Genomic DNA, 25,727 nt, shown 5'->3' on the forward strand with positions numbered 1-25,727 from the left:
TTCTCAGTGCCGGTCAGTGCTTCAGGCCGCCGTAGTTTTCCTCGCGGATCACCCGTGGCGTCAGCTCGCGCGGTTCGATCGTGACCGGCTGATAGATGACGCGCTTCTGCTCGGGGTCGTAGCGCATCTCGACATAGCCGGACACCGGGAAGTCCTTGCGGAACGGATGGCCGACGAAACCGTAGTCGGTCAGGATGCGGCGCAGGTCCGGATGGCCTTCGAAGATGATGCCGTAGAAATCGAACGCCTCGCGCTCGAACCAGTTGACCGAGTTCCACACGTCGATCAGCGACGGGATCACCGGCATGTCGTCGTCCGGCGCGAACACACGCACGCGCAGGCGCCAGTTATGCGCCAGCGACAGCAGATGCGAGACCGCGGCGAAACGCGGGCCGTCCCAGGCGCCGTCGCCATAGGTGGAATAGTCGACGCCGCACAGGTCGATCAGCTGTTCGAAACGCAGCGACGGATCGTCGCGCAGGATGCGGGCCGCTTCCAGGTAATCGTCGGCCTTGACGATCAGCGTCAGCTGGTCGAGCGACTCCACCAGCTTGGCGATGCGATTGCCGAGCGCCTTCTCCAGCGCGGACTTCAGGGTATCGAGCTTGGCCATGTCAACCCTTGCGCGCGATGGTGTTGGTGCGGCGGATCTTGTTCTGCAGCTGGATGATGCCGTAGATCAGCGCTTCGGCCGTCGGCGGGCAGCCCGGCACGTAGATGTCGACCGGCACGATCCGGTCGCAACCGCGCACCACCGAATACGAGTAGTGATAGTAGCCGCCGCCGTTGGCGCACGAGCCCATCGAGATGACCCAGCGCGGCTCGGCCATCTGGTCGTACACCTTGCGCAGTGCGGGGGCCATCTTGTTGCACAGCGTGCCGGCCACGATCATCACGTCCGACTGGCGCGGCGACGGGCGGAAGATCACGCCGAAGCGGTCCATGTCGTAGCGCGACGCGCCGGCATGCATCATTTCCACGGCACAGCAGGCCAGGCCGAAGGTCATCGGCCACAGCGACCCGGTGCGGGTCCAGTTGATCAGCTTGTCAGCGGTAGTCGTGACGAAGCCTTCGTTCAGAACGCCTTCGATTGCCATTTCACATCACTCCCAATCGAGCGCGCCCTTTTTCCAGATGTAGACGAAGCCCACGATGAATTCCAGCAGAAACACGCCCATGGCGATGAAACCCGGCCAGCCGATGTCCTGCAGGGCGACGCCCCACGGGAAAAGGAAAGCGGTTTCGAGATCGAACAGAATGAAAAGGATGGCGATGAGGTAGTAGCGCACGTCGAACTTCATGCGCGCGTCCTCGAACGCTTCGAAGCCGCACTCGTAAGGCGAGAGCTTGGCGGCGTCGGGCTTGTTCGGACCCAGGATCCGGCCGATCGACATCAGCGCGAGGCCGAGCACGACGCCGAAGATGATGAAGACGAGAACGGGGAAATAGGCTTCGAGATTCAAGGTACGGCCAGCCTTATCTGGAATGTTGTCAACAGCACCAGCTGAAGCGGCGTCCTGTTGCCCACCCCAAGCGCCCAACGCCATTGCGCAGACATCACGGCGCCGCCTTGCGGACTGCCGGAGTCCCTCACCGGGGCATTGCCCGGGAGCAGACTCCGATCAAGTTGTTTGGTGCCGACGGCGAGACTCGAACTCGCACAGCTTTCGCCACTACCCCCTCAAGATAGCGTGTCTACCAATTTCACCACGTCGGCTGGGGGAGAAACAATATTGCCTGGCGCCGGGTTTCAAGCCCTTCGGTATGCTGGTTTTGCGGCCATTTTTGCTATTTGGCTGCGCTGCCAGGAACCGTCGCTGGGGAATCGTTTCAAGCCCTGCATTCTAACCCATGATCGCCACTTTGTTCAATGCACAAGTGCAAAATGTTCGGCAATCCCGGGCGCGAATGCCGGATTATTTCGGCACGGCGGGAGCCGCCGGCGCCGAGCCTGCAGCAGCCGGGGCCGATGCAGCCGGCACCGAGGCGGCCGGGGCCGGAGCGGTCTGCGGAGCTGCGCCCATCACGCCCAGCGAGGCCGACGGGCGGTAGTTGCCCAGCAGCGTCAGCGCCAGCGTGCAGACGAAGAACAGCGTGGCCAGCACGGCTGTGGTGCGCGACAGGAAGTTGGCCGAGCCGGTGGCGCCAAACAGGCTGCCCGAGGCGCCCGAGCCGAACGCCGCGCCGACGTCGGCGCCCTTGCCGTGCTGCAGCAGCACCAGCCCGATCACGCCAAGTGCCGACAGCACCTGCGCGACCATCAATAGAGTTTTCAGAATTGCCATGGATTCGATTCGCTTGCCTGATTCAGACGGTCGTTGCGGCCGGCATCAGGCGTTGCCGATCGCGAGAAAATCTTCGGTTTTGAGGGAGGCGCCGCCGATCAGCCCGCCGTCGATGTCGGCCATCGAAAACAGCTCGGCCGCATTGTCCGGCTTGACGCTGCCGCCGTACAGGATCGCCATGCGCTGCGCCACGCCGGCGTCGCGCGCGGCGACCTGGGCGCGCAGGAAGGCGTGCACGGCCTGGGCCTGCTCCTTGCTGGCGGTCTTGCCCGTGCCGATCGCCCAGACCGGCTCGTAGGCCAGCACCACGCGACCCAGCTGCTCGACCGACAGCGCTTCCAGCACCGCCTGCAGCTGCCGGCCGACCACCGCCTCGGTCTCGCCCGCCTCGCGCTGCGCCAGCGTCTCGCCGACACAGATCACCGGCACGATGCCGAATTCCAGGGCCCGCAGCGCCTTGGCCGCGACGGCGGCATCGCTCTCGCCATGATAGGTGCGGCGCTCGGAATGGCCGACCAGCACGTAGCTGACGCCGAACTCGGCCAGCATCGACGCCGCCACCTCGCCGGTGAAGGCGCCGCGGGCCTCGGCCGACACGTCCTGGGCACCCCAAGCGACCTGGCTGCCCGCCAGCAACGCCTGGCACTGCGCCAGATACGGGAACGGCGCGCAGACCGCGAGGCTGGCGCCCGCAGGGGCGCCAGCCTTGATACCGTTCAGCAGGGCCTCGTTGGCAGCCAGGCTGCCATGCATCTTCCAGTTGCCGATGACGAGCTTTTGTCTCACGAAAGCGCCTCTCAAAATCAAACCCGCTATTCTACCGTGCGCGGGGGCGAGGCGCTACGCCGATCGGGCGGAAAGCGCGCCGGGGCCCCGCGTCCACCAGTGCTGCCGGCCCGTCACCAGGTCAGCACGATCTTGCCGACATGCTCGCTCGACTCCATCAGACGATGGGCGTCGGCAGCCTGTGCCGCCGGGAAGACCTGGTGGATCACCGGCTTGATGCTGCCGTTGGCCAGCAGCGGCCACACATGCTCGTGCAATGCACGGGCAATTTCGCCCTTGAACGAGGCCGGACGCGGACGTAGCGTCGAGCCGGTGACGGTGATGCGGCGGCGCAGGATGTCGCCGAGCGGAATCTCCGCCTTGGCCCCGCCGAGCAGCGCGATGATGACGATGCGGCCGTCGTCGGCGATGCACGACAGCTCGCGCGCCAGATAGGGGCCCGCCACCATGTCGAGGATCACGTCGACACCGCGGCCGCCGGTCAGCGTCTTGACCTCGGCGGCGAAGTCCTGGGTCTTGTAGTTGATCGCGCGGTCGGCGCCGAGATCCTCGCAGGCGCGGCACTTCTCGTCGCTGCCGGCGGTGACGAACACCTTGTGGCCCAGCGCCTTGGCGATCTGGATCGCGGTGGTGCCGATGCCGCTCGAACCGCCCTGGATCAGCAGCGTTTCTTCCTTGCCGCGCGGGCCGCGACCGAGATAGCCGCGGTCGAACACATTGCTCCACACGGTGAAGAAGGTCTCGGGCAAGGCCGCGGCTTCGATATCGCTGAGCCCCTGCGGCACCGGCAGGCACTGTGCCAGCGGTGCGGTGCACAGCTGCGCGTAGCCTCCGCCCTGCACCAGCGCGCAGATGCGATCGCCAATCTTCAGGCCGAAGCGATTGTCCGGATGCGACAGGTCGCCGCCGACGATCTCGCCCGCCACCTCGAGTCCCGGCAGATCGGACGCGCCCGGCGGCACCGGATAGTTGCCGGTGCGCTGGAACACGTCCGGCCGGTTGATGCCGGCCGCGGCGACGCGGATCAGGACTTCACCGGGACCGGGCGTCGGATCGGGACGCTCGGTCAACTGCAACACGTCGGGGCCGCCGTATTCGCGGATCTCGATGGCTTGCATGCTGGCTCCTTGAAACTGAAACCGCGCGTGGTGCGCGGCAGGGATGCGAAAAAGGAAGGGAAATAAAAAGCGCGAACGAACGCGCGCTTGCCCTGAGGGACTGGCGGCAGTGTAAACAAAAAAACGGCCGGGCATCGCCCAGCCGTTCTTCGGTACCAATTGCGCCTGACCTCGAACCCGCCGCCTCCGCTTGCCGGAAACGGCGGCTTCAGCGCAGCAGCTTACTGTTGCTCGCTGCCGGCGGGGGCCGACGATTCGGCCGGCGCTTCGGCGTTGGCCAGCGGGGCAATCGAACCGCCCTCCTCGGCCATCGCCGCCTTCAGCGACAGACGCAGGCGACCCTTCTCGTCGGCCTGGATCAGCTTGACGCGGACCTGCTGGCCTTCCTTGAGCCAGTCCTTGATGTCCTTGACGCGCTCGTTGACGATCTCCGAGATATGCAGCAGACCGTCCTTGCCCGGCAGGATGTTGACGATGGCGCCGAAGTCCAGCAGCTTCAGCACGGTGCCGTTGTAGATCTTGCCCACTTCGGCTTCCGCGGTGATGCCCTCGATGCGGCGCTTGGCCTCGGCCATGCCTTCGGTCGACGTCGACGCGATCGTGATCGTGCCGTCTTCCTGGATGTCGATCGTGGTGCCGGTTTCCTTGGTCAGCGCCTGGATCGTCGAGCCGCCCTTGCCGATCACCTCGCGGATCTTGTCCGGATGGATCTTCATCGTGATCATGCGCGGCGCGTGCTCCGACAGCTCGGTGCGCGCGTGGCCCATCGCCTCCTGCATCTTCGACAGAATATGCAGGCGGCCTTCCTTGGCCTGCGCCAGCGCGACCTGCATGATCTCCTTGGTGATGCCCTGGACCTTGATGTCCATCTGCAGCGCGGTGATGCCGTTGTCGGTGCCCGCCACCTTGAAGTCCATGTCGCCGAGGTGGTCCTCGTCGCCGAGGATGTCGGTCAGCACGGCGAACTTGTTGCCTTCCAGGATCAGGCCCATGGCCACGCCGGCCACATGCGCCTTGACCGGAACGCCGGCGTCCATCAGCGCCAGGCAGCCGCCGCAGACCGAAGCCATCGACGAGGAGCCGTTCGACTCGGTGATTTCCGAGACCAGGCGGATCGTGTAGGCGAACTCGTCCTCGGCCGGCAGCACCGGGATCAGCGCGCGCTTGGCCAGACGGCCGTGGCCGATCTCGCGGCGCTTGGGCGAACCCACGCGGCCCGTCTCGCCGGTGGCGAACGGGGGCATGTTGTAGTGGAGCATGAACCGGTCGCGGTATTCGCCGGCCAGCGCGTCGATGATCTGCTCATCGCTCTTGGTGCCGAGCGTGGCCACCACCAGCGCCTGGGTCTCGCCGCGGGTGAACAGCGCCGAGCCGTGCGCGCGCGGGAGCACCGACGAACGGATCTCGATCGGGCGCACGGTGCGGGTATCGCGGCCGTCGATGCGCGGCTCGCCGGCCAGAATCTGGCCGCGGACGATCTTCGCTTCCAGGTCGAACAGGATGTTGCCGACCTCGACCTTGTCGAACTCGACGCCGGCCTCGGCCAGCCTGGTCTCGACCGCGGTGTAGGCTTCCTTGATCTTCTGCGAGCGGGCCGACTTCTGGCGGATCTGGTAGGCCTCCTGCAGCAGCGGCGCGCCGAATTCGGCCACCTTGGCGATCAGCGGCTCGTTCTTCGCCGCCGGCGCCCAGTTCCACTCGGGCTTGCCGCCTTCGCGCACCAGCTCGTGGATCGCGTTGATCGCGACCTGCATCTGCTCGTGGCCATAGACCACGGCGCCCAGCATGACTTCTTCGGACAGCTGGTTGGCTTCGGATTCGACCATCAGCACGGCACGCTCGGTGCCGGCCACGATCAGGTCCATCTCGGAGCTGGCCAGCTGGCTGCGGGTCGGGTTCAGCAGGTACTGGCCGTTCTGGTACCCGACGCGTGCGGCGCCCACCGGGCCGTTGAACGGAATGCCCGAGACCGCCAGTGCGGCCGAGGCACCGATCAGCGCCGGGATATCGGCCGGCACTTCAGGGTTCAGCGAGACGACGTGGACCACCACCTGCACGTCGTTATAGAAGCCTTCCGGAAACAGCGGACGCAGCGGACGGTCGATCAGGCGCGAGGTCAGCGTCTCGTTCTCCGACGGACGGCCTTCGCGCTTGAAGAAGCCGCCCGGGATCTTGCCGGCGGCATAGGTCTTCTCGATGTAGTCGACCGTCAGCGGGAAGAAATCCTGGCCCGGCTTGGGTTGCTTGGCGGCCACCACGGTGGCGAGCACCACGGTGTCCTCGACATCGACCAGCACCGCGCCGCCGGCCTGGCGGGCGATTTCGCCGGTTTCCATGCGGACCGTATGCTGGCCCCATTGGAATTGCTTGACGACCTTGTTGAACATGGACATGAGCGTTCCCCTGTGTGCTTGCACGGCGACGGGCCATCGGGCCCGCCGGCGTGCCGGCGCCCGCGTGATGCAGCCGCGGGCAATGCTGCCGGATCGCTGTCAGGCGCGGTTGCAGGGAAGTGCTATGCCATTCCAGCGCGTCACCGGGCGGCGGTCGATGCAGAACGATCGAGGCCCGCGTCGATGAGGCGCTGGAATGACACAAAGCCCTGTTTCCTTGCCGGACTCCGGTGTCATGGTTAAAAAAGAACGAATTAACTTACTCCGTTGCGCATCGTGGCGCAACGGCAACGGCGCCCGGCCGGGCCGGCCGCCCGCGGTGCCATCGGCGTCGCGGCATTTGCCGCTGCAGCCGATTCGCCGCGCAAAAAACAAAATGCCTGCATCAGCAGTGCTGACGCAGGCATCCTGGCGTCACGCCGGGGCGTGCGGTGCGAGACGCGGTACGAGGATCGACCATGCAGACCATGCCGCCATCGGCATCGCCATCCCCGTCCCTTCCCTGACCTGAGCGGCCGGCCTGACCTGGCGCAATTTACTTGCGCAGACCCAGCTTTTCGATCAGCGCGCGATAACGGTCGGCGTCGTTCGACTTCAGGTAGTCCAGCAGGCGGCGACGACGGCTCACCATGCGCAGCAGACCGCGGCGGCTGTGGTGATCCTTCATGTTGGCCTTGAAGTGCGGGGTCAGTTCGTTGATGCGCGAGGTCAGCAGAGCGACCTGTACTTCGGGGCTGCCGGTGTCGTTGGCGCCACGGGCGAACTGCTTGATGACTTCGGACTTGTTGATATCGGCTACGGACATGCTATTTCCTTTCACTTGCGAACGTTGCAGCGCCAGGCCGCGAACGTCGTGCGGGATAAAGATGCGGCTTGCGCCGCACCACTGCTTTGCCGCCGGGTGCGCCCGCGTTGCCGCGAGTGCCGCCTGGACGACAGCCGCGCATTATAGCGCAACTGCAGTGGCCGGGCAAAACTGGCCGGCTGCCCGCCTTCCGAATCCCTACGGCCGCTCCATCCTGCAGGTGGTGGCCCGGGTGGTCTGGGCCGCCTTCAGCCGCTTGACGGTACGGAAGCCGAAGCCAGACCCCTCGTTGTCGAAGCGAACGTCGCCACCCTGGCGCTCCATCATCGACACATAGAGCGGCTGCAGCACCTGATGATCGTCCGCGCGCACCGTGGCGTCGTGGAATTCGTTGACGTAGCGCATGTCCTCCAGCGCCCGCGCGACCTTGATGGCATCGGTCGAACCGGCCTGCTCGATGGCGCGCGCCAGCATCTCGACCATCATCTGCATGCGCAGGTGGACGTAGTCGTCCTTCGGCTCGGGATAGCGGCTGCGGAAGGCCTGATAGAACGCGTCCGACGCGGCGCCGCCGACGTTCGGATGCCATTCTGCGACCGCCAGCACGCGGCCCACGCCGGCATCGCCCATCGCCGCCGGCGCGCCCAGGCCATTGCCGTAGAAGGTATAGAACTTGGCGCCCAGGCCGCCCTCGCGCGCGGCCTTGACTATCAGCGTCAGGTCGTTGCCCCAGTTGCCGGTGATCACTGCGTCGGCGCCGCTCGCCTTGATCTTGGCGATATACGGCGCGAAGTCCTTGATCTTGCCGATCGGGTGGAACTCGTCGCCGACGATCTTCACATCGGGCCGCTTGGCTGCCAGCATGTCGCGCGCCAGCCGCGATACCTGGTGGCCGAAGCTGTAGTCCTGCGCGATCAGATAGACGCGGCGCACGCTGGCGTCGGCGCGGATGACCTCGGTCAGCGCCTCCATCCGCATGTCGGCGCCCGCATCGAAGCGGAAATGCCAGAAGCTGCAGTTCTCGTTGGTCAGCGCCGGATCGACCGCCGAATAGTTCAGGAACAGCACGCGGGCATCGGGCTGGCGGCTGTTGTGACGGTTAACGGCGCCCACCAGCGCGGCGGCCACCGCGGAGCTGTTCCCCTGCAGCACGAAGGGAATGCGGCGGTCGACCAGCGCGCGGAACTGGATCAGGCTTTCATCGACATTGCCCTTGCTGTCGAAGGTGACGAGCTCCAGCGGGCGCTGCCCTTCCGCGGTGCGGACGCCGCCACGGGCATTGACCCGCTCGATCGCAAGGCGAAGATTGCGCACCACCGCTTCGCCGGCATTGGCGAACGGGCCCGACAGCCCGTCGATCATGCCGAGCCGGATCGGCTCCTGCGCCGCCGCGGCTCCTCCCGCCAGGGCCAACAGGCAAGCCCCCAGCCACCCCTTCCAAACCATCGATCGCCCTCCGCGAAAGCGCAGCATGGTAAGCCAGTGCTCACCGCCTTGCAATCGTGCCGGCGCGGCGCGGCCGCCTCACCGCGATGCCATGCGGCGCCTGCGGCGCTACACTTGCGCTATCCGTTGCCATGAAGGTCGAGGATCGCAATGAAAGCACTGGAAAGCATTGGCCGCTGGCTGGCGCTCGGCACCGCGGGCGCACTGTTGACGGCCTGCGTGTACCTGCAGCCGGTACAGGAGGCGCAGAAGCTGATCGGCGCACCGGAAAGCACGGTACGCGCGACCTTCGGCGAGCCGACCGATATCTACCGGCTGGACGACGGCACCGTGCGCTGGATCTATTCCAAGCAGCCGCTGGGGCGGCAGGCCTATGCGGCCGACTTCGACACCAGCGGCAAGCTGACTCGCTTTCGCCAGATGCTGACCACCACGGAGCTCTACAAGGCCAGGGTGGGCACCTGGACCAAGCGCGACGTCGCCGAGCATTTCGGCCTGCCACGCGAGCCGACGCAGTACTTCCCGCTGATGCGCCGCGATGTCTGGTCGTACCGCTTCCTGCATGAGGACAACTGGCCGTCGCTGTTTCATTTCTATTTCGACGACGCCGGCGTGTTGCGGCAGACCCAGATCACGCCGGATCCGCTGGCCGATCCGCGCGAGACGATCCGGTAGATTCGGGGTTCAGTGTTCAGTGTTCAGTGCCGGCGGCCTGGGGAAGCCGGCCCCCCCTCCCCTCGGCTTCGCGAGCATGCCGGCGCCCCGTCCGCCGGCTCGGCGCGCGTGTTCGGGTCCTGAATCGCCGATGGCTGGCAGCCATATTTGACCAGGGATTCGATCAGCCACGAATCTGCCGATCGCGCTTCGAGCCTGGCCAACGCGCAATCCCAGATCGTCTGCCCCGCCCGATTGGTTCGATCGGCAAAGCGCAGTGCATGCCTCGACGTATTGCGGGAATCCGTCATTGCCGCCTGCTGCAGAAAACGGCGCACCGCCTCCTTGTCACCATGCATGACAGCCAGGTGGACCGGTGTATTGCCTTCGTAGTCGGAGGCGAAGATCGGCGGCGTTGCCTGTCCGTCCGGCTCCGCCCTTCCGTTCGCCCGCGCCCGCGCTTTTTTCCGCTCTTCGTCCGCGCGCCATGCCTCTGTCGCGATTCCAACCCGCACGAACAACGGGTCGAGCACCTCCCGGATTGCCAGCCGGGGATCGCGCGCCACGTGATGCAGCACGGTTCTGTTGTCGCTATCGACTTGCGTCAACGCTGTCGCGTCGTATCGCAGGAATTGCACAACGCCCTCGGGAGTCGCAATCCGGCTGCAGAAGATGTTCTGCACCAGCCGGGGGGCTGCCTGTCCAGCCCGCGAGCCAAGGTCGCTCGACCCGCCTCGATGGCTTCGCGTCGGCACTTGACGATGTTCGCGGGCAACGCAGCGTCGAGTTGGCGCAGCAGTTGACGTTCGTCCCGCCAGGCTCGTCGCCCCTTGCTCCTCAGGCAGCGGAGCCAGTCCCAAAGCGCCCTGAACATCGGCCAGGCCGATTCGCTGACCGTAGTCCACCTTGCCGCGCCGCGCCGCTCGACCACGGCGAACCGCTTCTCGCAGGAGCGACCCTGCACCTGCAGCAACCCGCCGGCCGCGACGTGCTCCAGCGCCAGTTTGCGGCTGATGGTACGACCGGAAAGGAGCGCATCGAGGTCCACGGCCTGGACCACCGCGGCCCGCAAGCGCCTCGCCAGACCGTCTGCGAGCAGCCGTTCCTGCCGACGGTCTCTTCGCACGGGCTTGCCCCGCTCGGCAAGCAGGCAGGCGCTGGCGTACTGCCTGTCCCACTTGACCCGGTAGCTGCGCCCGCCGATCAGCAACGGCGTACCGAGCGCAATGCGGTGCCTGTCGCCATCCCCCACATCCTTCACTTGTTCCGCATTCGACAAACTGAGCGGCACGGAAAACTCACTGACCACAAACGACATCGACATCCCACTCGCACAAAGGTACTGCGGTCACACACAAGAATTCGCCTCCACGAATCCTTGCGAACCGCGACCGCGATGATCGTGCAGTGCTGGCGCGACGGCTTCCGGTTTCCTCGCCGCTGTGTGCTTTTGTCACATTCCAAAGCGTTTGGCGATGCCTTTCGGCCCGCCCATGCAGGGACAAACAAAAACGCCGATCGTCCCGAGCAGTGCTCGCGAACGACCGGCGTTGCCGTCGGCTTGGTCGAGTTGGTCGTATCGGCCAGAAGGCCGGACAAACGAATCGATCAGATCTGCGGATTGATCTTCTGTACTGCCTTGTCGTGCAGCTTGTTCAGCGCCGCCAGATAGGCCTTGGCCGATGCCGCGACGATGTCCGGGTCGGTGCCCACGCCGTTGACGATGCGGCCGGCCTTGGACAGCCGCACCGTTACCTCGCCCTGCGCCTGCGTGCCGGTGGTGATCGCATTGACCGAATACAGCACGAGCTCCGCGCCGCTGTTCACCTTGCCTTCGATCGCATGCAGCGTGGCGTCGACCGGGCCGTTGCCCTCGCCTTCGCCGGTGCATTCCTGGCCATCCATGTTGAACACCACGCGGGCATGCGGCCGCTCGCCGGTTTCCGAGCGCTGCGACAGCGAGATGAAGCGATAGTGCTCATTGGCGTCATGCGCCTCGTCCGAGACGATTGCCATGATGTCTTCGTCGAAGATCTCGGCCTTCTGGTCGGCCAACTCCTTGAAGCGCGCGAAGGCGGCATTGACCTCGCTCTCGCTGTCGAGCTCGATGCCCAGTTCCTGCAGGCGCTGCTTGAACGCGTTGCGGCCCGACAGCTTGCCCAGCACGATCTTGTTGGCGGTCCAGCCCACGTCCTCGGCCCGCATGATCTCGTAGGTGTCGCGCGCCTTCAGCACGCCGTCCTGGTGGATGCCGGACGCATGGGCAAAGGCGTTGGCGCCGACCACGGCCTTGTTCGGCTGCACCACGAAGCCGGTGATCTGCGAGACCAGCTTCGAGGCCGGCACGATCTGCGTGGTATCGACGCCCACGTCCAGGTTGAAGTAGTCGCGCCGGGTCTTGACCGCCATCACCACCTCTTCGAGGCTGGTGTTGCCGGCGCGCTCGCCCAGGCCGTTGATCGTGCATTCGATCTGGCGCGCGCCGCCCAGCTTGACCGCGGCCAGCGAGTTCGCCACCGCCATGCCCAGATCGTTATGGCAGTGCACCGACCAGACCGCCTTGTCCGAATTCGGAATGCGCTCGCGTACCGAGCGGATCAGCGCGGCATAGCCTTCGGGGACCGCATAGCCGACCGTGTCCGGCAGGTTGATCGTGGTCGCGCCTTCGTCGATCACGGCTTCCAGCACGCGGCACAGGAAGTCCATGTCCGAGCGGCTGCCGTCTTCCGGCGAGAATTCGATGTCGTCGGTGAACTGGCGCGCGAAACGCACCGCCAGCCGCGCCTGCTCGTAGACCTGGTCCGGCGTCATCCGCAGCTTCTTTTCCATATGCAGCGCCGAGGTGGCGATGAAGGTATGGATACGGAAGGAGTTGGCGGGCTTCAGGGCCTCGGCTGCGCGGGCGATGTCCTTGTCGTTGGCGCGCGCCAGCGAGCAGATGGTCGAGTCCTTGACGGTCTGCGCGATCGCGCGGATCGCCTCGAAGTCGCCGTTCGAGCTGGCGGCGAAGCCGGCTTCGATCACATCGACCTTCAGGCGCTCGAGCTGGCGCGCGATGCGGATCTTCTCCTCGCGCGTCATCGAAGCGCCGGGCGACTGCTCGCCGTCGCGCAAGGTGGTATCGAAAATGATCAGTTTGTCCGACATGGAAAACGCTCCTGGGGGATAAGTGCTCGAACGGGTTTCGGCGGTTTCGGTTTCTGTTCCGGGTGCCCCGCTGCCTGCCGGTCGCATCGTCGCCACTGGCTGCGGCACAATGCAAAACGCCCCGGCGTGCAGGGATGCAGGCCGGGGCGTGGATAAATCCTGTGCGACTTCGCGTTAAGGTATCGCTTCCTCAGCGCGCGCGCGTCCCGACCTGGCTGCCTAGTAGGCTACCTAGCAGGGTACGGGCGAGTCGGGCTTGGCGCGAAATCATGGCAGCGAATATAGCCGAGATGGCTACGGCGCGCAACACGCGGGTTTTCCCCAGCGGCCGCGCGCCGGCCTGCCCCCGGACGGTGCGGGGACGCGGCGCAGCTCAAGGCTTGGGCGGAATGCGCAGCTTCTGACCCGGATAGATCTTGTCCGGATGCGACAGCATCGGGCGGTTGGCCTCGAAGATCGCGTTGTAGGCGTTGGCATTGCCGTAGTACTTCTGCGCGATCGCCGACAGCGTGTCGCCCTTGGCCACGGTGTGCCATTGCGCCGATTCGGATTCGACGTTGACCGACATCTTGTCCTCGACCTGCTCGACGCCTTCGACGTTGCCGCAGCACAGGATGATCTTCTCGCGCGTGGCCTGGTCCGGCGCGACGCCGAACACCGTGACCTTGCCCTGGGCGCCGTCGACCTGCACCGACAGGCCGGTCGCATCGAGTCCCATCTTGCGGATGTAGTTTTCGATTGCTTCGCCGGCCGTGCGGTTGGCCGCTTCGGCCTTCTGCGCGGCATCCGCGGGCGCGGCCTGGGCCGGCTCGGCCGCCTTGGCTTCGCGGCCGAACAGCTTCTCGCCTGCTTCCTTGATGAAATCCAGCACGCTCATGGGATTCTCCTTGTGTTCAGTGGCAAGTCGGTAGCCGACGATGGCTACGCGGCGGGCCGCCATGCCTGCCGGCATGACGCCACGGCAACATACCGCGAATTGCAAGAACATCACAAGCGTATCGCAAGGAAAACGCCAAACAAAAAAGGCGCCGAAGCGCCTTTCTCGTACATGCAGCCGACATCCAGGTCGTCGCGGCGGGGTCGGATCAATCCGGACCGCCCGCCTGGGAGCGCGCCACGCCGCCCTGCTCGCCGTGCATCGCGCGCCAGCCCCACAGCACGTAGCCGGAGATCGCATAGCCGACGAACAGGCCGAACAACGCCACCGGCGGATCGCTCGACACCACCACGAACAGAACCATCACCAGGATCATCACGCCGAACGAGACGCGATGGCGCACGTCGAGCGCCTTGCCGCTGTAGAACGGCGCGTTGGTGACCATCGACAGCCCCGCGTACAGCGTGATCGTGAATGCCACCCACGGCATCCACAGCTCGCGCACCGGCAACTTGTTGTCGATCGCCAGCCAGACGAAGCCGGCCACCAGCGCAGCCGCCGCGGGGCTCGGCAGGCCCTGGAAGAAGCGCTTGTCGACCACGCCGATATTGGCGTTGAAGCGCGCCAGCCGCAGCGCCGCGCAGGTGCAATAGACGAAGGCCGCGATCCAGCCCCACTTGCCGAGGTCCTTCAGGATCCATTCGTACATCACCAGCGCCGGCGCGACGCCGAACGAGGTCATGTCCGACAGCGAGTCGTACTGCTCGCCGAATGCGCTCTGCGTATTGGTGATGCGCGCCACGCGGCCGTCCATGCCGTCGAGCACCATCGCCGCGAAGATCGCGATGGCGGCGACATCGAAGCGCATGTTCATCGCCTGCACGATGGCGAAGAAGCCGGCGAACAGCGCCGCCGTGGTGAAGGCGTTCGGCAGCAGGTAGATGCCGCGCCGGCGCGGCCGCACGTATTCGACCTCGAGCTCGTCGTCGTCCGCCGGATCGATTTCCGGGCCCCGTATCTGGTTATGGCGGAACGGCCGCAGATGGGTCACGTTGCCGCCGATGACGCGCTTGTTGCGCCGGTTGAATGCACCCATGCCGAATCTCCTCGATCGCCCGTGGCTCAATCCAGCTCGGCGAGGATCGTCGACGAAGCCGATACCTTCTCGCCGATCGTCACGCGGGGCCGGGCGTCCAGCGGCAGATAGACATCGACGCGCGAGCCGAAGCGGATGAAGCCGTAGCGCTGGCCGCGCGCCACCGTGTCGCCAACGCGCGTGTAGCACAGGATGCGGCGTGCGATCAGGCCGGCGACCTGCACCAGCGTGACGACCTTGTCGTCGCCCGCGCGGCGGATCACCACCGCGTTGCGCTCGTTCTCGGTCGACGCCTTGTCGAGGTCGGCGTTGACGAACTGGCCAGGGAAATAATCGATCTTCTCTACCTTGCCGTCGACCGACACGCGGTTCGAATGCACGTTGAAGACATTCATGAACACGCTGATTTTCAGCGCCTCGCGACCGGCGTAGGGGTCCTGGGTCTTCTCGACCGCGACGATGCGTCCGTCGGCCGGTGCCAGCACCGCATTGGGCTGCGTCGGGATCGGCCGCGGCGGATCGCGGAAGAACTGCAGCACGAACACCGTGACGATCCAGAACGGCAGCGCCCACCAGAATCCCGCGCTGGCATGCACCAGCAGCGAGATGACAAAAGCGCCGGCCAGAAACGGCCAGCCTTCACGGGCGATCAGCGGATGGGGATAGTTCATGCAGTGGGAAAGAGGTCAATGGAGGTCAGTCAAGTCTGACAAGGATAACAAAAAGCCGCCCAGCCCTCGCCCGTTTCCCTCGGCGGACCATGGTCTGGCCATGGCGACCGCCTCTGGTGGGGACGGAAGGCTGGACGGCTGCGGGGCTGAGGCCGCGCCAGCCGGCAAACCCGGCGGCGCGGCGTTCGGCACGCTTAGTTCTTCGACTGGTCGACCAGCTTGTTCTTGGCGATCCAGGGCATCATCGCGCGCAGCTTGGCACCCACTTCCTCGATCGGGTGCTCGGCGGTCAGACGGCGGCGCGAGATCAGGGTCGGGGCGCCGGCCTTGTTCTCGAGCAGGAAGCTCTTGGCGTATTCGCCGGTCTGGATGTCCTTCAGGCACTGCTTCATGGCCTTCTTGGTCTCCTCGGTGACGACGCGCGGGCCGGTCACGTACTCGCCGTACTCGGCGTTGTTGGAGATCGAGTAGTTCATGTTGGCGATGCCGCCTTCGTAGATCAGGTCGACGATCAGCTTCAGCTCGTGCAGGCACTCGAAGTAGGCCATTTCCGGCGCGTAGCCGGCTTCGACCAGCGTCTCGAAACCGGCCTTGATCAGCTCGACGGTACCGCCGCACAGCACGGCCTGTTCGCCGAACAGATCGGTCTCGGTCTCTTCGCGGAAGTTGGTCTCGATGATGCCGGCACGGCCGCCGCCGTTGGCGGTGGCATACGACAGCGCGATGTCGCGGGCGGCGCCCGACTTGTTCTGGTGCACCGCGATCAGGTGCGGCACGCCGCCACCCTGGGTGTAGGTCGAACGCACGGTGTGGCCCGGGGCCTTCGGCGCGATCATGATCACGTCGAGATCGGCACGCGGAATCACCGCGCCGTAGTGCACGTTGAAGCCGTGGGCGAAGGCCAGCGCGGCGCCTTCCTTGATGTTGTCGTGCACTTCGTTCTTGTAGACGTCGGCGATCTGCTCGTCCGGCAGCAGGATCATCACCACGTCGGCGTCCTTGACCGCTTCGGCCACTTCCTTGACCTGCAGGCCGGCGTTGACGGCCTTGTTCCACGACGCGCCGTTCTTGCGCAGGCCGACCGTCACCTTGACGCCCGAGTCGTTCAGGTTCAGCGCGTGGGCGTGACCCTGCGAGCCGTAGCCGATGATGGTGACGTTCTTGCCCTTGATCAGGGACAGGTCGGCGTCCTTGTCGTAAAACACTTTCATGATGATTCCTTCGCTCTTTTTCCGATGTTGGGAGTCGACGACGCGCCGCGCATGCTGTTGGCGCCGGCGCGCCGCCGTCGATACTGCAATGAGGTGTGGTGGGGGTTGCCGCGCGAGAGACCGGCGTCAGACCTTCAGGATGCGCTCGCCGCGGCCGATCCCCGAGCCGCCGGTACGGACGGTCTCCAGGATCGCGCTGCGATCGATCGCATCGAGGAAGGCATCGAGCTTGCTGCCGTTGCCGGTCAGCTCGATCGTGTAGGTCTTCTCGGTGACGTCGATGACCCGGCCGCGGAAGATGTCCGCGGTGCGTTTCATCTCCTCGCGCTCCTTGCCGACCGCGCGCACCTTGACGAGCATCAGCTCGCGCTCGATATGCGCGCCTTCGGTCAGGTCGACCACCTTGACCACCTCGACCAGCCGGTTCAGATGCTTGGTGATCTGCTCGATCACGTCATCCGAGCCGGTCGTCACGATCGTCATCCGCGACAGCGAGGCGTCCTCGGTGGGCGCCACGGTCAGCGTCTCGATGTTGTAGCCGCGCGCCGAGAACAGCCCGACCACGCGGGACAGCGCGCCCGGTTCGTTCTCCAGCAGGACCGAAATGATGTGTCGCATCACAGGTCCTCCGCGCCGAGCAGCATTTCCGAAATGCCCTTGCCCGCCTGCACCATCGGCCAGACGTTTTCGGTCGGGTCGGTCTGGAAGTCCAGGAACACGGTGCGGTCCTTCAGGCGGAAGGCTTCGCGCAGCGCCGGCTCGACGTCGGCGGTCCTTTCGACGCGCATGCCGACGTGGCCATAGGCCTCGGCCAGCTTGACGAAGTCGGGCAGCGCGTCCATGTAGGAGTGCGAGTAGCGGTTGTCGTACTCGATCTCCTGCCACTGGCGCACCATGCCCAGGTAGCGGTTGTTCAGCGCGCAGATCTTGACCGGGGTGTCGTACTGCAGGCAGGTCGACAGTTCCTGGATGCACATCTGGATCGAGCCCTCACCGGTCACGGTGACGACCTCCTTGTCCGGGAACGCCTTCTTGATGCCCATCGCGTACGGCAGGCCCACGCCCATCGTGCCGAGGCCGCCCGAGTTGATCCAGCGGCGCGGCTGATCGAACTTGTAGAACTGCGCGGCCCACATCTGGTGCTGGCCGACGTCCGAGCAAACGAAAGCGTCGCCCTTGGTCAGTTCCCAGATCTTCTCGATCACGTACTGCGGCTTGATGATTTCCGAATTGCGGTCGTACTTCAGGCAGTCGACCGAGCGCCATTGCTCGATCTGCTCCCACCAGCGCGACAGCGCCTCGCGCTTGGGCTTGACGTCGCTGGCCTGCAGCTGGGCGATCAGTTCCTGCAGCACGTCCTTGACGTTGCCGACGATGGGGATGTCCACCTTGATGCGCTTCGAGATCGACGAGGGGTCGATGTCGATATGGATGATCTTGCGCGGCTGCGAGGTGAAGTGCGCCGGATTGCCGATCACGCGGTCGTCGAAGCGCGCCCCGATGGCGATCAGCACGTCGCAGTTCTGCATCGCCATATTGGCTTCGTAGGTGCCGTGCATGCCGAGCATGCCGACGAACTGCTTGCTCGTGCCGGGGAACGCGCCCAGGCCCATCAGCGTGTTGGTGACCGGATGGCCGGTCAGCGCAGCCAGCTGGCGCAGCTCGTCGCTGGCATTGGCGAGCACCACGCCGCCGCCCGAATAGATCAGCGGCCGCTCGGCGCTCTGCAGCAGCGCCAGCGCCTTGCGGATCTGGCCCGAATGCCCCTTGTTGACGGGGTTGTACGAGCGCATGTCGATCGCCTTCGGGTACTCGTACCGGCAGGCGTTGCGCGACACGTCCTTCGGGATGTCGACCACCACGGGGCCGGGACGGCCGGTGGCGGCGATATAGAAGGCCTTCTTGATGGTCGCGGCCAGATCGCGCACGTCCTTGACCAGGAAGTTGTGCTTGACCACCGGGCGCGTGATGCCGACCGTGTCGCACTCCTGGAAGGCGTCCTGGCCGATCGCGTGGGTCGGCACGTTGCCGGTGATCACGACCATCGGAATCGAGTCCAGATAGGCGGTGGCGATGCCGGTGACGGCATTGGTCACGCCGGGACCCGAGGTCACCAGCGCGCAGCCGACCTTGCCGGTCGCGCGCGCATAGCCGTCCGCGGCATGAACCGCGGCCTGCTCGTGGCGCACCAGGATGTGCTCGATCTTCTTTTGCTTGTACAGCTCGTCGTAGATATACAGCACTGCGCCGCCGGGGTAACCCCAGACGTATTCGACGCCTTCTTCGGCAAGTGCGTGGACGAGGATTTCCGCCCCGATCATTTCGGGTGCGGCAGATGAATTGCTGTCGGCGTGGGAGAATTCCGCGCTGGGCATGTTCATGTCAGTCCTTTGCAATTTTCGGCAAAAAATTGTTTGGATGCTCTCTGCCGGGCTTGTGGCACGGGTTCAAGCGGTGCGCGTCTGCATGGGAGACCGCCTCATAAGCGGCCAGATGAGACAACCACTGATGTCGTGAACCGTCGATGATACTGCATCGCACCAGCGCGGTCTATGACCTCGTATCGTGTCGCCGGGGCGACACGGCAGCCCGGTTATTTGCTAGCATCGGCGCATTTTGCTGATTTCCGGGCTGCCGGCCGCCCCGCCACGGTGCGGTATTCGCGCCGGCCGCCCTCGCCCGCCGCATGGCAACCGAACAGGAACTATCCGATTTTCTCGCCAGCGCCGAACGCCGCGCCTTCAAGCACGCGGTATTCGCAGTACGGGACGAACAGGCCGCCCTGGACGTCGTCCAGGACGCCATGATCAAGCTGGCCGAAAAGTACGGCGACCGTGCCCCGGCCGAATTGCCGCCGCTGTTCCAGCGCATCCTGCAGAACACCATCCACGACTGGTTTCGCCGCCAGAAGGTACGCAACACCTGGGTCACGCTGTTTTCCAACCTGCGCGACGAGCGCGACGGCGACGACACCGATCTGCTGGAAGCACTGGAAAGCGAGCCGGGTTCGCAGGCGGCGGAGAGCAGCGCCGACCGGTTCGAGCGCGTGCAGACCATGCGGATCATCGAAGAAGAAGTCCAGCGCCTGCCCGCCCGTCAACGCGAGGCCTTTCTGCTGCGTTACTGGGAGGATATGGACGTCGCGGAAACGGCCGCTGCCATGGGATGTTCCGAAGGCAGCGTCAAGACCCACTGTTCGCGCGCCACGCATGCCCTGGCGCAGGCGCTGCGCGCCCGGGGACTCCGACTATGAACAGCAGAAACGCATCCGAGATCGAGCAACGCCGCCTGGCCCGGCAGATCACCGCCATGCTGGACGCCTCCGCCAACCAGGTGCCGGACGATATCGCCGCCCGCCTGGCCGCCGCACGCCGCGTGGCGCTGTCGCGCCGCCGCGTTGAAGCGCCTCAAACATCACCCCGCCTTGTCGCGGCCGGACCGTCGCTGCATGGCGACGCGCGCCGGACCCTGCGGCCGCTGGGCGACTGGGTGCGCCGGCTCGGCCTGGTCTGGACGCTGGTGGCGCTGGCCGGCGGCCTGGCCGGCATCTACCAATGGCAACAGCAGCAACGGATCGAGGAACTCGCCGATGTCGACGCCGCCATGCTGCTCGATGAACTGCCGCCGGCCGCGTACGCGGACGAGGGCTTCCATGTGTTCCTCAAGCATGGCGAATAAGCCGACCGGGGTCCCCGCGCGTCGGGGACTCGCGCTGCTGCTGGCCGCCGGCCTGGGCGCCGCGGCGCTGTGGTGCCTGACACCGCCCGCCCATGCGCGCGACGCCGTGGACGCCGGCGCCAGGGCGCCGAGCCCGGTCGCCACCCCGGCCAACCCCGCCGTCCGTGCGGCCCGCCCCGCGTGGTCGGAGCTGACGCCGGCGCAGCAGCGCGTGCTGGCGCCGCTGGCCGGCCAGTGGAACACGCTGACCGAGGTGCATCGCCGCAAATGGCTGCGCATCGCCGCCCGGTTCGAGGAACTGGCGCCGGCCGAGCAGCAGCGGCTGCATGCGCGCATGACCGAATGGGCGAAATTGACGCCGGAGCAGCGCCGGCTGGCGCGCGAGAACTTCCAGATCCATCGCACCGTGCCGGTCGAGCGCAAGACCGAAGCCTGGGACCGCTACCAGCAACTGCCGGAGGCCCAGAAGCGCCAGCTGGCCGAGGCCGCCAAGGTGCCGCCGCGCCCCGGCGCGGTCAGCGCGCTGCCGTCGAGCCGCAAGCCGCCGATTTCGACGACGACGCCCGCGCGCGCCATGCCGCATGCGTCGAGCGCTGCCTCGGCGTCCGCAGCCGCGGCCAGCGCCGCCGCGGTCCTCTCCGCTTCCGCCGCGCTGGCGGCGGGCGCCCCCCCCCCCCCGGCCCCCCCCCGCGGGGCGGCCGGGTCGGCGCCCGCCCGTGCCAGCCCCCCCCCCCACCCCCCCCTCCGCCCTGCCGCCCCCTCGGCCGCCCTCCCCCAAACCCCCCCGGCGGCGAACGCCGACACCTTCTCTCGCGGCAACTGATCCGCCCCGGTCGCGCTATCGGACCGCCGACGCCGCCCAATCCTTTCCTGCCGATACCGTCCCGCCCGATTCAGGGCAACGCGAAGCCTTTGGCATAATGCCGCTGCCCATCACGCCAGCGGCACGGCCCTGGTCCGCGCCCGGGCGATCCGATCCCTACGGCCACTACGGCCACTACGGCCACAATGGCCACAATGGCTCTTATTCCGCCCATGTCCGCCAAGCCCGCCATCGACGCTGCCGAACCGCGTACCGAGCCGACCGCCGCACAACAGGCTGCAACGCAGGCCCCGGCGCAGGCGCCCACCATCCGCCGCCGCATCGCCTGCATGTTGTACGAAGGCGTGCTGCTGTTCGGCGTGCTGAGCGCTTCCACCGCCCTCTATCTGCTGGCCCGGCCGCTGCTGCGCGAACTGCGCGTCGATACGCCGCTGACCATGCAGTTGTGGAGCTTTCTGGTGATGGGCCTCTATTTCACCTGGTTCTGGCAACGCACCGGCCAGACGCTGCCGATGCAGACCTGGCGCATCCGCGTCGAAGGCGCCGACGGCAGGCCGCCGCGCTGGCCGCGCGCGGCGCTGCGTTATCTGCTGGCCTGGCTGTGGCTGCCGCCGTCGGCGGCGGTCGGCCATGCGCTGGGTCTCGTCAAGGGTCCATTCGTCGGCGTGCTGGCGGCCGGTCTGGCGCTCTGGATCCTGCTGGCGTTCCTTGACCGGCGCCGCCAGTTCCTGCATGACCGGCTCGCGGGCACGCGGCTGGTCGACCTGCGGCCGCCGCGCCAGCCATGATGGCGACGTGAGGCCGACATGAGACTGACGGCCACCGCGGTCCGCCGCATCGCCGTGGCGATGCAGCTCGGCGGCGCGTACGGTGTCGCGCAGGCGCTGGTCTGGCTGGCCGACTGGAACTGGATAGCGGCGCTGGCCGGGGCCATCGCCACGGTGCTGGCGCTGTTTGCGCTGTCGATAGCGATGGCCTTCGCGATATCGGTGGGCGGCACCGGCGCGTTCGGCGCCGGCATGCCGATGCTGCCTGCGGCGCTGCAGGCCCATCGCGCCGCCTCCCGGCTCGGCCCGCGGCAGGCCCTGCTCTGCTTTGTGCGCGAATGCATCGCGGTGTTTCGCATGTTCAACTGGCTGCAGCCGTTCCGCCATCGCCGCCCGCTGACGCCGCCTTCCCAAATTGCAGGGCGGGCCGCGGGTTCGCGCCCGCCGGTGCTGCTGGTGCACGGCTACGGCTGCAATCGCGCGGTCTGGCTCGACCTGCAGCCCGCGCTGGCGGCCGCCGGCTATCGCTGCGAGGCGATCGACCTCGAGCCGATGCTGGCCGATATCGACGAATATGCCGACGCGCTCCTCGCCGGGATGGACGCGTTGCACCGTGCCTCCGGCCGCGCACCGCTGCTGCTGTGCCACAGCATGGGCGGACTGGCCGCGCGCGCGGCGCTGGCACGCGCCCGCCGCGAAGGACGTCCGGCTGCCTGCGCGGGCATCGTCACGCTGGGCACGCCGCACCACGGCTGCACGCTGGCCAGCATCGGCAGCGGCGCCAACGCGCGCCAGATGCGCTGCGGCAACGACTGGCTGCAGGCGCTGGCGCGCAGCGAAAGCCCGCGCGATCGCGCCGCGATGGTGTCGATTTTCAGCTGGCACGATTCGATCGCCGGCCCGGCCGAAACCAGCTGGCTCGACGGCGCCGACAACGTGGCGCTGGCCGGCATCGGCCATGTCACGCTGCTGCGCGACGCGCGCGCGACCGACGCTACGCTGTCGGCGCTGGACCGCCTCGCGCGCGCTCCGGCGCCGACCGCGTCCTGATCGGCCGCTTCCCGATCGGCCAATTCCGCGTCGGACGATTTGCGCGTCGGTCGATTTCCACGTCGGCCGATTCCGGGCGGTCGATTTCCGCGTCGGTCACGCCCTCCGACCGTCTTTACGGTTGGTCACATGTCATTCATGTTTCCGTCATGGCGCCGTCATCGACGGCTGGCTCAATGCAGTCATCGCCGTCACCGGGGCCGCCATGGTCAGTCCACTCCGTTCCGCCCGGGCACATCTGGCCCGCGCCGCGCAGCGACTGCGCGGACGCTCCGACCCGATGCTGCCGCTGGCCGCCATTCCCGGCATGCCAGCCGCCTTCATGCCGCCCGGTCTGGACCGTGCGCCGACCGCCGCCTTCCCCGCCGGCACAGACCACCTGAGCCATCAGGACCGGCGCGATCCGGTCCCGGCCACCGCCCCCTCCCCCGAGCCACCTGAAGTCGAGCGCTACCGCGCGATCTGGCTGTCCGACATTCATCTGGGCACGCCGGGCTGCCAGGCCGACTACCTGCTCGACTTCCTCAAGCACAACGAGTCCGACACGCTGTACCTGGTCGGCGACATCATCGACGGCTGGCAGCTGCGGCGCGGCTGGTACTGGCCGCAGAGCCACAACGACGTCGTGCAGAAGCTGCTGCGCAAGGCGCGCAAGGGCACCGAGGTCATCTACGTGCCGGGCAACCACGACGAGGTCGCGCGCCAGTTCGATGGCCTGGCCTTCGGCGACGTGGTGGTGCGCGAGGAAGCGGTGCATGTGACTGCCACCGGCCGGCGCCTGTGGGTCGTCCACGGCGACCTGTTCGACGGCGTGGTGCAGCACGCGCGCTGGCTAGCGTATCTCGGCGACACGCTGTACACGCTGATCCTCGCGCTGAACCGGCATTTCAACCGCATCCGCGCGCGGCTGGGCTTTCCCTACTGGTCGCTGTCGCAGTACCTGAAGCACCAGGTCAAGAACGCGGTCAACTACATCAGCTCGTTCGAACACGCGATGGTCGAGGAAGCGCGCCGGCGCGGCTGCGACGGCGTGGTCTGCGGCCATATCCACAAGGCCGAGATCCGCGAGGTCGACGGCCAGCTCTACTGCAACGACGGCGACTGGGTCGAGAGCCTGTCGGCGCTGGTCGAGACCATGGAAGGCGAGCTGAAGATCGTCTACTGGACCGCGCTGCGCGACCCCGCGCCGGCCGTCGCGCGCCGCACGCGCAAGAGCGCGGTGGCGGCATAGCGCCGCACCCTGTTCGATCATCGACCGACCGCCGCCAGGAAACCGATACCGCGGCCGCGCCGCAAGGACACACCATGAAAATCCTGATCGTCACCGATGCCTGGGAACCGCAGGTCAATGGCGTGGTTCGCACGCTGAAGTCGACCCGTCGCGAACTGCAGGCGATGGGCCATACCGTCGAACTGCTGACGCCGCTTGAATTCCGCACGGTACCCTGCCCGACCTACCCCGAGATCCGGCTGTCGCTGCTGCCGGGCGCGGCGGTGCGCCGGCGCATCCGCGAATTCGCCCCGGACGCGCTGCATATCGCTACCGAAGGCCCGCTGGGTCTGGCGGCGCGCCGTCATGCGGTGCGCCAGAAGCTGCCGTTCACCACCGCCTATCACACCCGCTTTCCGGAATACGTGCAGGCGCGCTTCGGCATTCCGCTGGCGTGGACCTACCGCTTCCTGCGCTGGTTCCACGGCCCGGCGCAGGCGGTGATGGCGCCCACGCCGGTGGTACTGCAGGACCTGCACCGCTATGGCATCGAGCATGCGGTACTGTGGACGCGCGGCGTCGATCTCGACGTGTTCGTGCCGCAGTCGGTCAACGTGCTGAACACCGCCCACCCGATCTTCCTCTATGTCGGCCGCGTCGCGGTCGAGAAGAACGTCGAGGCCTTCCTTGCGCTGGACCTGCCCGGCTCCAAGTGGGTGGTCGGCGACGGCCCGGCGCTGCCGGCGCTGCGCGCGCGCTATCCGAACGCGAATTATCTGGGCGTGCTGAGCCAGCCCGAGCTGGCCAAGGTGTATGCTTCGGCCGATGTCTTCGTGTTCCCGAGCCGCACCGATACCTTTGGCCTGGTGCTGCTCGAAGCGCTGGCCAGCGGCCTGCCGGTCGCGGCCTATCCGGTCACCGGCCCGATCGACGTGCTGGGCGACAGCGACGCCGGCGTGATGCACGAAGATTTGCGCGAGGCCTGCCTCGAAGCGCTGCGCATCGACCGTGCCACTGCACGCGCGCACGCCGAACGCTTTTCGTGGCGCGCCGCGTCCGAACAGTTCCTCGCGCATCTGCGACCGCTGCACGGCATGCCGAACGGCCAGACCGCGCGCCCCCGACAAGATCATGGCGAAACCCCCTCTTCCCTCCGACAACTCCGTGCCGAAGCCGACCTTGCCCCGCGAGAACGGCGACTACACGATTGAAGACAACCCCCACAAGGGCAATCGCGGCATCGCCCGCGCCTGGCGGGCCGCGGTCAATTCGCTGTCCGGCCTGCGCTATGCGGTGCTCGAGGAAAGCGCGTTCCGGCAGGAGCTGACGCTGGTCGCGGTGCTGACGCCGCTGGCGTTTCTGCTGCCGGTGACCGTGGTCGAACGGATCCTGCTGCTCGGCACGCTGCTGCTGGTGCTGATCGTCGAGCTGCTCAATTCGAGCGTCGAGGCCGCGGTCGATCGGATCTCGCTGGAGCGGCACGGCCTGTCCAAGCGCGCCAAGGATTTCGGCAGCGCGGCGGTAATGCTGGCGCTGGTGCTGTGCGGCGGCACCTGGCTGGCGATCGCCGCGCCCCATGTGGTGGGCTGGCTGCGCGCGCTGATCGGCTGAACACGCGGCCGAGCACGGATCGCGGTGTCACGGCGCCGCAGGGCCGCGGGTGACGGCATTGCATATAATCGCAGTCCGTCCATTCGCAGTGCGCCGGGC

The 25,727-nt window shown here is 66.7% G+C and carries 27 protein-coding genes and 1 tRNA gene; 9 read left to right on the forward strand and 19 right to left on the reverse strand.

Annotated features, from left to right (window positions below; genetic code table 11):
* Positions 1 to 13 precede the first annotated feature (13 nt).
* From HTY53_RS19235 to HTY53_RS19280, 10 genes are all read right to left on the reverse strand, one after another.
* Positions 14 to 613 (reverse strand): NADH-quinone oxidoreductase subunit C, encoded by a 600-nt coding sequence (locus HTY53_RS19235; protein ID WP_174108104.1) that lies wholly within the window; start codon positions 611 to 613, stop codon positions 14 to 16.
* Between the two features lies 1 nt (position 614).
* The gene (locus HTY53_RS19240) at positions 615 to 1,097 is read right to left on the reverse strand and encodes a NuoB/complex I 20 kDa subunit family protein (RefSeq protein ID WP_151023252.1); all 483 of its coding nucleotides are present in this window, start codon (positions 1,095 to 1,097) and stop codon (positions 615 to 617) included.
* Between the two features lie 6 nt (positions 1,098 to 1,103).
* Positions 1,104 to 1,463 (reverse strand): NADH-quinone oxidoreductase subunit A, encoded by a 360-nt coding sequence (locus tag HTY53_RS19245; protein ID WP_006576543.1) that lies wholly within the window; start codon positions 1,461 to 1,463, stop codon positions 1,104 to 1,106.
* Positions 1,464 to 1,632: 169 nt separating this feature from the next.
* Positions 1,633 to 1,717 (reverse strand) — tRNA-Leu (locus tag HTY53_RS19250).
* Positions 1,718 to 1,916: 199 nt separating this feature from the next.
* Complete coding sequence (gene secG / locus HTY53_RS19255; RefSeq protein WP_174108105.1) at positions 1,917 to 2,285, reverse strand: preprotein translocase subunit SecG; 369 nt, start codon at positions 2,283 to 2,285, stop codon at positions 1,917 to 1,919.
* 45 nt (positions 2,286 to 2,330) lie between these two features.
* Entirely contained in the window at positions 2,331 to 3,071 is a 741-nt protein-coding gene (gene tpiA / locus HTY53_RS19260) for a triose-phosphate isomerase (protein WP_174108106.1), read from the reverse strand.
* A 113-nt stretch (positions 3,072 to 3,184) separates the two neighbouring features.
* Positions 3,185 to 4,189 carry an NAD(P)H-quinone oxidoreductase gene (locus HTY53_RS19265; RefSeq protein ID WP_174108107.1) on the reverse strand — a complete coding sequence of 335 codons (1,005 nt, stop codon included), beginning with the start codon at positions 4,187 to 4,189 and terminating at the stop codon, positions 3,185 to 3,187.
* 221 nt (positions 4,190 to 4,410) lie between these two features.
* Positions 4,411 to 6,582, reverse strand: coding sequence for a polyribonucleotide nucleotidyltransferase (pnp, locus tag HTY53_RS19270; RefSeq protein WP_174108108.1), 2,172 nt, complete (start codon positions 6,580 to 6,582; stop codon positions 4,411 to 4,413).
* A gap of 535 nt (positions 6,583 to 7,117) precedes the next feature.
* Positions 7,118 to 7,387 carry a 30S ribosomal protein S15 gene (gene rpsO / locus HTY53_RS19275; RefSeq protein WP_006577035.1) on the reverse strand — a complete coding sequence of 90 codons (270 nt, stop codon included), beginning with the start codon at positions 7,385 to 7,387 and terminating at the stop codon, positions 7,118 to 7,120.
* A gap of 198 nt (positions 7,388 to 7,585) precedes the next feature.
* Positions 7,586 to 8,833 carry a branched-chain amino acid ABC transporter substrate-binding protein gene (locus tag HTY53_RS19280; RefSeq protein WP_174108109.1) on the reverse strand — a complete coding sequence of 416 codons (1,248 nt, stop codon included), beginning with the start codon at positions 8,831 to 8,833 and terminating at the stop codon, positions 7,586 to 7,588.
* 150 nt (positions 8,834 to 8,983) lie between these two features.
* Here HTY53_RS19280 and HTY53_RS19285 point away from each other — a divergent pair, with 150 nt between their 5' ends.
* Complete coding sequence (locus HTY53_RS19285) at positions 8,984 to 9,508, forward strand: hypothetical protein (RefSeq protein WP_174108110.1); 525 nt, start codon at positions 8,984 to 8,986, stop codon at positions 9,506 to 9,508.
* A gap of 23 nt (positions 9,509 to 9,531) precedes the next feature.
* On the opposite strand, the gene HTY53_RS19290 is transcribed toward HTY53_RS19285, so the two are convergent.
* From HTY53_RS19290 to HTY53_RS19330, 9 genes are all read right to left on the reverse strand, one after another.
* The gene (locus tag HTY53_RS19290) at positions 9,532 to 10,095 is read right to left on the reverse strand and encodes an ankyrin repeat domain-containing protein (protein WP_174108111.1); all 564 of its coding nucleotides are present in this window, start codon (positions 10,093 to 10,095) and stop codon (positions 9,532 to 9,534) included.
* On the reverse strand, positions 10,092 to 10,811 hold the full coding sequence (locus HTY53_RS19295) for a hypothetical protein (protein ID WP_174108112.1): 720 nt from the start codon (positions 10,809 to 10,811) through the stop codon (positions 10,092 to 10,094). Before HTY53_RS19295 ends, HTY53_RS19290 begins: the two co-directional genes overlap by 4 nt.
* Positions 10,812 to 11,095: 284 nt before the next feature.
* Positions 11,096 to 12,634 carry a 2-isopropylmalate synthase gene (locus HTY53_RS19300; protein ID WP_053821427.1) on the reverse strand — a complete coding sequence of 513 codons (1,539 nt, stop codon included), beginning with the start codon at positions 12,632 to 12,634 and terminating at the stop codon, positions 11,096 to 11,098.
* A 373-nt stretch (positions 12,635 to 13,007) separates the two neighbouring features.
* Positions 13,008 to 13,511, reverse strand: a complete 504-nt coding sequence (lysM, locus tag HTY53_RS19305; protein ID WP_174108113.1) for a peptidoglycan-binding protein LysM — start codon at positions 13,509 to 13,511, stop codon at positions 13,008 to 13,010.
* A 208-nt stretch (positions 13,512 to 13,719) separates the two neighbouring features.
* Entirely contained in the window at positions 13,720 to 14,607 is an 888-nt protein-coding gene (pssA, locus tag HTY53_RS19310; RefSeq protein WP_174108114.1) for a CDP-diacylglycerol--serine O-phosphatidyltransferase, read from the reverse strand.
* 26 nt (positions 14,608 to 14,633) lie between these two features.
* Entirely contained in the window at positions 14,634 to 15,278 is a 645-nt protein-coding gene (locus tag HTY53_RS19315; protein ID WP_174108115.1) for a phosphatidylserine decarboxylase, read from the reverse strand.
* 194 nt (positions 15,279 to 15,472) lie between these two features.
* Complete coding sequence (gene ilvC, locus HTY53_RS19320; protein WP_174108143.1) at positions 15,473 to 16,579, reverse strand: ketol-acid reductoisomerase; 1,107 nt, start codon at positions 16,577 to 16,579, stop codon at positions 15,473 to 15,475.
* Positions 16,580 to 16,615: 36 nt separating this feature from the next.
* Positions 16,616 to 17,107, reverse strand: coding sequence for an acetolactate synthase small subunit (gene ilvN / locus HTY53_RS19325; protein WP_006577027.1), 492 nt, complete (start codon positions 17,105 to 17,107; stop codon positions 16,616 to 16,618).
* A complete protein-coding gene (locus tag HTY53_RS19330; protein WP_174108116.1) occupies positions 17,107 to 18,870 on the reverse strand; it encodes an acetolactate synthase 3 catalytic subunit in 1,764 nt (587 codons plus the stop codon). Before HTY53_RS19330 ends, ilvN begins: the two co-directional genes overlap by 1 nt.
* A 305-nt stretch (positions 18,871 to 19,175) precedes the next feature.
* Between HTY53_RS19330 and HTY53_RS19335 the strand changes: the two genes are divergently transcribed.
* From HTY53_RS19335 to HTY53_RS19370, 8 genes are all read left to right on the forward strand, one after another.
* On the forward strand, positions 19,176 to 19,742 hold the full coding sequence (locus tag HTY53_RS19335) for an RNA polymerase sigma factor (protein WP_174108117.1): 567 nt from the start codon (positions 19,176 to 19,178) through the stop codon (positions 19,740 to 19,742).
* A complete protein-coding gene (locus HTY53_RS19340; RefSeq protein ID WP_174108118.1) occupies positions 19,739 to 20,167 on the forward strand; it encodes a DUF3619 family protein in 429 nt (142 codons plus the stop codon). Before HTY53_RS19335 ends, HTY53_RS19340 begins: the two co-directional genes overlap by 4 nt.
* Positions 20,142 to 20,990 carry a DUF3106 domain-containing protein gene (locus HTY53_RS24965; protein WP_302480488.1) on the forward strand — a complete coding sequence of 283 codons (849 nt, stop codon included), beginning with the start codon at positions 20,142 to 20,144 and terminating at the stop codon, positions 20,988 to 20,990. The genes HTY53_RS19340 and HTY53_RS24965 overlap by 26 nt, the downstream gene beginning before the upstream one ends.
* 230 nt (positions 20,991 to 21,220) lie before the next feature.
* Complete coding sequence (locus HTY53_RS19350) at positions 21,221 to 21,778, forward strand: RDD family protein (RefSeq protein WP_438820974.1); 558 nt, start codon at positions 21,221 to 21,223, stop codon at positions 21,776 to 21,778.
* Between the two features lie 18 nt (positions 21,779 to 21,796).
* Entirely contained in the window at positions 21,797 to 22,807 is a 1,011-nt protein-coding gene (locus HTY53_RS19355; RefSeq protein WP_174108119.1) for an esterase/lipase family protein, read from the forward strand.
* Between the two features lie 205 nt (positions 22,808 to 23,012).
* Entirely contained in the window at positions 23,013 to 24,038 is a 1,026-nt protein-coding gene (locus HTY53_RS19360) for a UDP-2,3-diacylglucosamine diphosphatase (RefSeq protein WP_174108120.1), read from the forward strand.
* 74 nt (positions 24,039 to 24,112) lie between these two features.
* Positions 24,113 to 25,228, forward strand: a complete 1,116-nt coding sequence (locus HTY53_RS19365; RefSeq protein ID WP_174108121.1) for a glycosyltransferase family 4 protein — start codon at positions 24,113 to 24,115, stop codon at positions 25,226 to 25,228.
* Entirely contained in the window at positions 25,149 to 25,628 is a 480-nt protein-coding gene (locus HTY53_RS19370; protein ID WP_149319401.1) for a diacylglycerol kinase, read from the forward strand. Before HTY53_RS19365 ends, HTY53_RS19370 begins: the two co-directional genes overlap by 80 nt.
* The last annotated feature ends 99 nt before the right edge of the window (positions 25,629 to 25,727 follow it).

Source organism: Cupriavidus gilardii (assembly GCF_013314895.1).
GTDB lineage: Bacteria > Pseudomonadota > Gammaproteobacteria > Burkholderiales > Burkholderiaceae > Cupriavidus > Cupriavidus gilardii_C.

What these genes read in the sequence shown, in the direction of transcription:
- HTY53_RS19235 (WP_174108104.1), bottom strand. Translation starts at nt 613, where the DNA reads ATGGCCAAGCTCGATACCCTGAAGTCCGCGCTGGAGAAGGCGCTCGGC.
- HTY53_RS19240 (WP_151023252.1), bottom strand. Translation starts at nt 1,097, where the DNA reads ATGGCAATCGAAGGCGTTCTGAACGAAGGCTTCGTCACGACTACCGCT.
- secG (WP_174108105.1), bottom strand. Translation starts at nt 2,285, where the DNA reads ATGGCAATTCTGAAAACTCTATTGATGGTCGCGCAGGTGCTGTCGGCA.
- HTY53_RS19265 (WP_174108107.1), bottom strand. Translation starts at nt 4,189, where the DNA reads ATGCAAGCCATCGAGATCCGCGAATACGGCGGCCCCGACGTGTTGCAG.
- pnp (WP_174108108.1), bottom strand. Translation starts at nt 6,582, where the DNA reads ATGTCCATGTTCAACAAGGTCGTCAAGCAATTCCAATGGGGCCAGCAT.
- rpsO (WP_006577035.1), bottom strand. Translation starts at nt 7,387, where the DNA reads ATGTCCGTAGCCGATATCAACAAGTCCGAAGTCATCAAGCAGTTCGCC.
- HTY53_RS19280 (WP_174108109.1), bottom strand. Translation starts at nt 8,833, where the DNA reads ATGGTTTGGAAGGGGTGGCTGGGGGCTTGCCTGTTGGCCCTGGCGGGA.
- HTY53_RS19285 (WP_174108110.1), top strand. Translation starts at nt 8,984, where the DNA reads ATGAAAGCACTGGAAAGCATTGGCCGCTGGCTGGCGCTCGGCACCGCG.
- HTY53_RS19295 (WP_174108112.1), bottom strand. Translation starts at nt 10,811, where the DNA reads ATGTCGATGTCGTTTGTGGTCAGTGAGTTTTCCGTGCCGCTCAGTTTG.
- HTY53_RS19300 (WP_053821427.1), bottom strand. Translation starts at nt 12,634, where the DNA reads ATGTCGGACAAACTGATCATTTTCGATACCACCTTGCGCGACGGCGAG.
- lysM (WP_174108113.1), bottom strand. Translation starts at nt 13,511, where the DNA reads ATGAGCGTGCTGGATTTCATCAAGGAAGCAGGCGAGAAGCTGTTCGGC.
- pssA (WP_174108114.1), bottom strand. Translation starts at nt 14,607, where the DNA reads ATGGGTGCATTCAACCGGCGCAACAAGCGCGTCATCGGCGGCAACGTG.
- HTY53_RS19315 (WP_174108115.1), bottom strand. Translation starts at nt 15,278, where the DNA reads ATGAACTATCCCCATCCGCTGATCGCCCGTGAAGGCTGGCCGTTTCTG.
- ilvN (WP_006577027.1), bottom strand. Translation starts at nt 17,107, where the DNA reads ATGCGACACATCATTTCGGTCCTGCTGGAGAACGAACCGGGCGCGCTG.
- HTY53_RS19330 (WP_174108116.1), bottom strand. Translation starts at nt 18,870, where the DNA reads ATGAACATGCCCAGCGCGGAATTCTCCCACGCCGACAGCAATTCATCT.
- HTY53_RS19335 (WP_174108117.1), top strand. Translation starts at nt 19,176, where the DNA reads ATGGCAACCGAACAGGAACTATCCGATTTTCTCGCCAGCGCCGAACGC.
- HTY53_RS19340 (WP_174108118.1), top strand. Translation starts at nt 19,739, where the DNA reads ATGAACAGCAGAAACGCATCCGAGATCGAGCAACGCCGCCTGGCCCGG.
- HTY53_RS24965 (WP_302480488.1), top strand. Translation starts at nt 20,142, where the DNA reads ATGTGTTCCTCAAGCATGGCGAATAAGCCGACCGGGGTCCCCGCGCGT.
- HTY53_RS19355 (WP_174108119.1), top strand. Translation starts at nt 21,797, where the DNA reads ATGAGACTGACGGCCACCGCGGTCCGCCGCATCGCCGTGGCGATGCAG.
- HTY53_RS19360 (WP_174108120.1), top strand. Translation starts at nt 23,013, where the DNA reads ATGGTCAGTCCACTCCGTTCCGCCCGGGCACATCTGGCCCGCGCCGCG.
- HTY53_RS19365 (WP_174108121.1), top strand. Translation starts at nt 24,113, where the DNA reads ATGAAAATCCTGATCGTCACCGATGCCTGGGAACCGCAGGTCAATGGC.
- HTY53_RS19370 (WP_149319401.1), top strand. Translation starts at nt 25,149, where the DNA reads ATGGCGAAACCCCCTCTTCCCTCCGACAACTCCGTGCCGAAGCCGACC.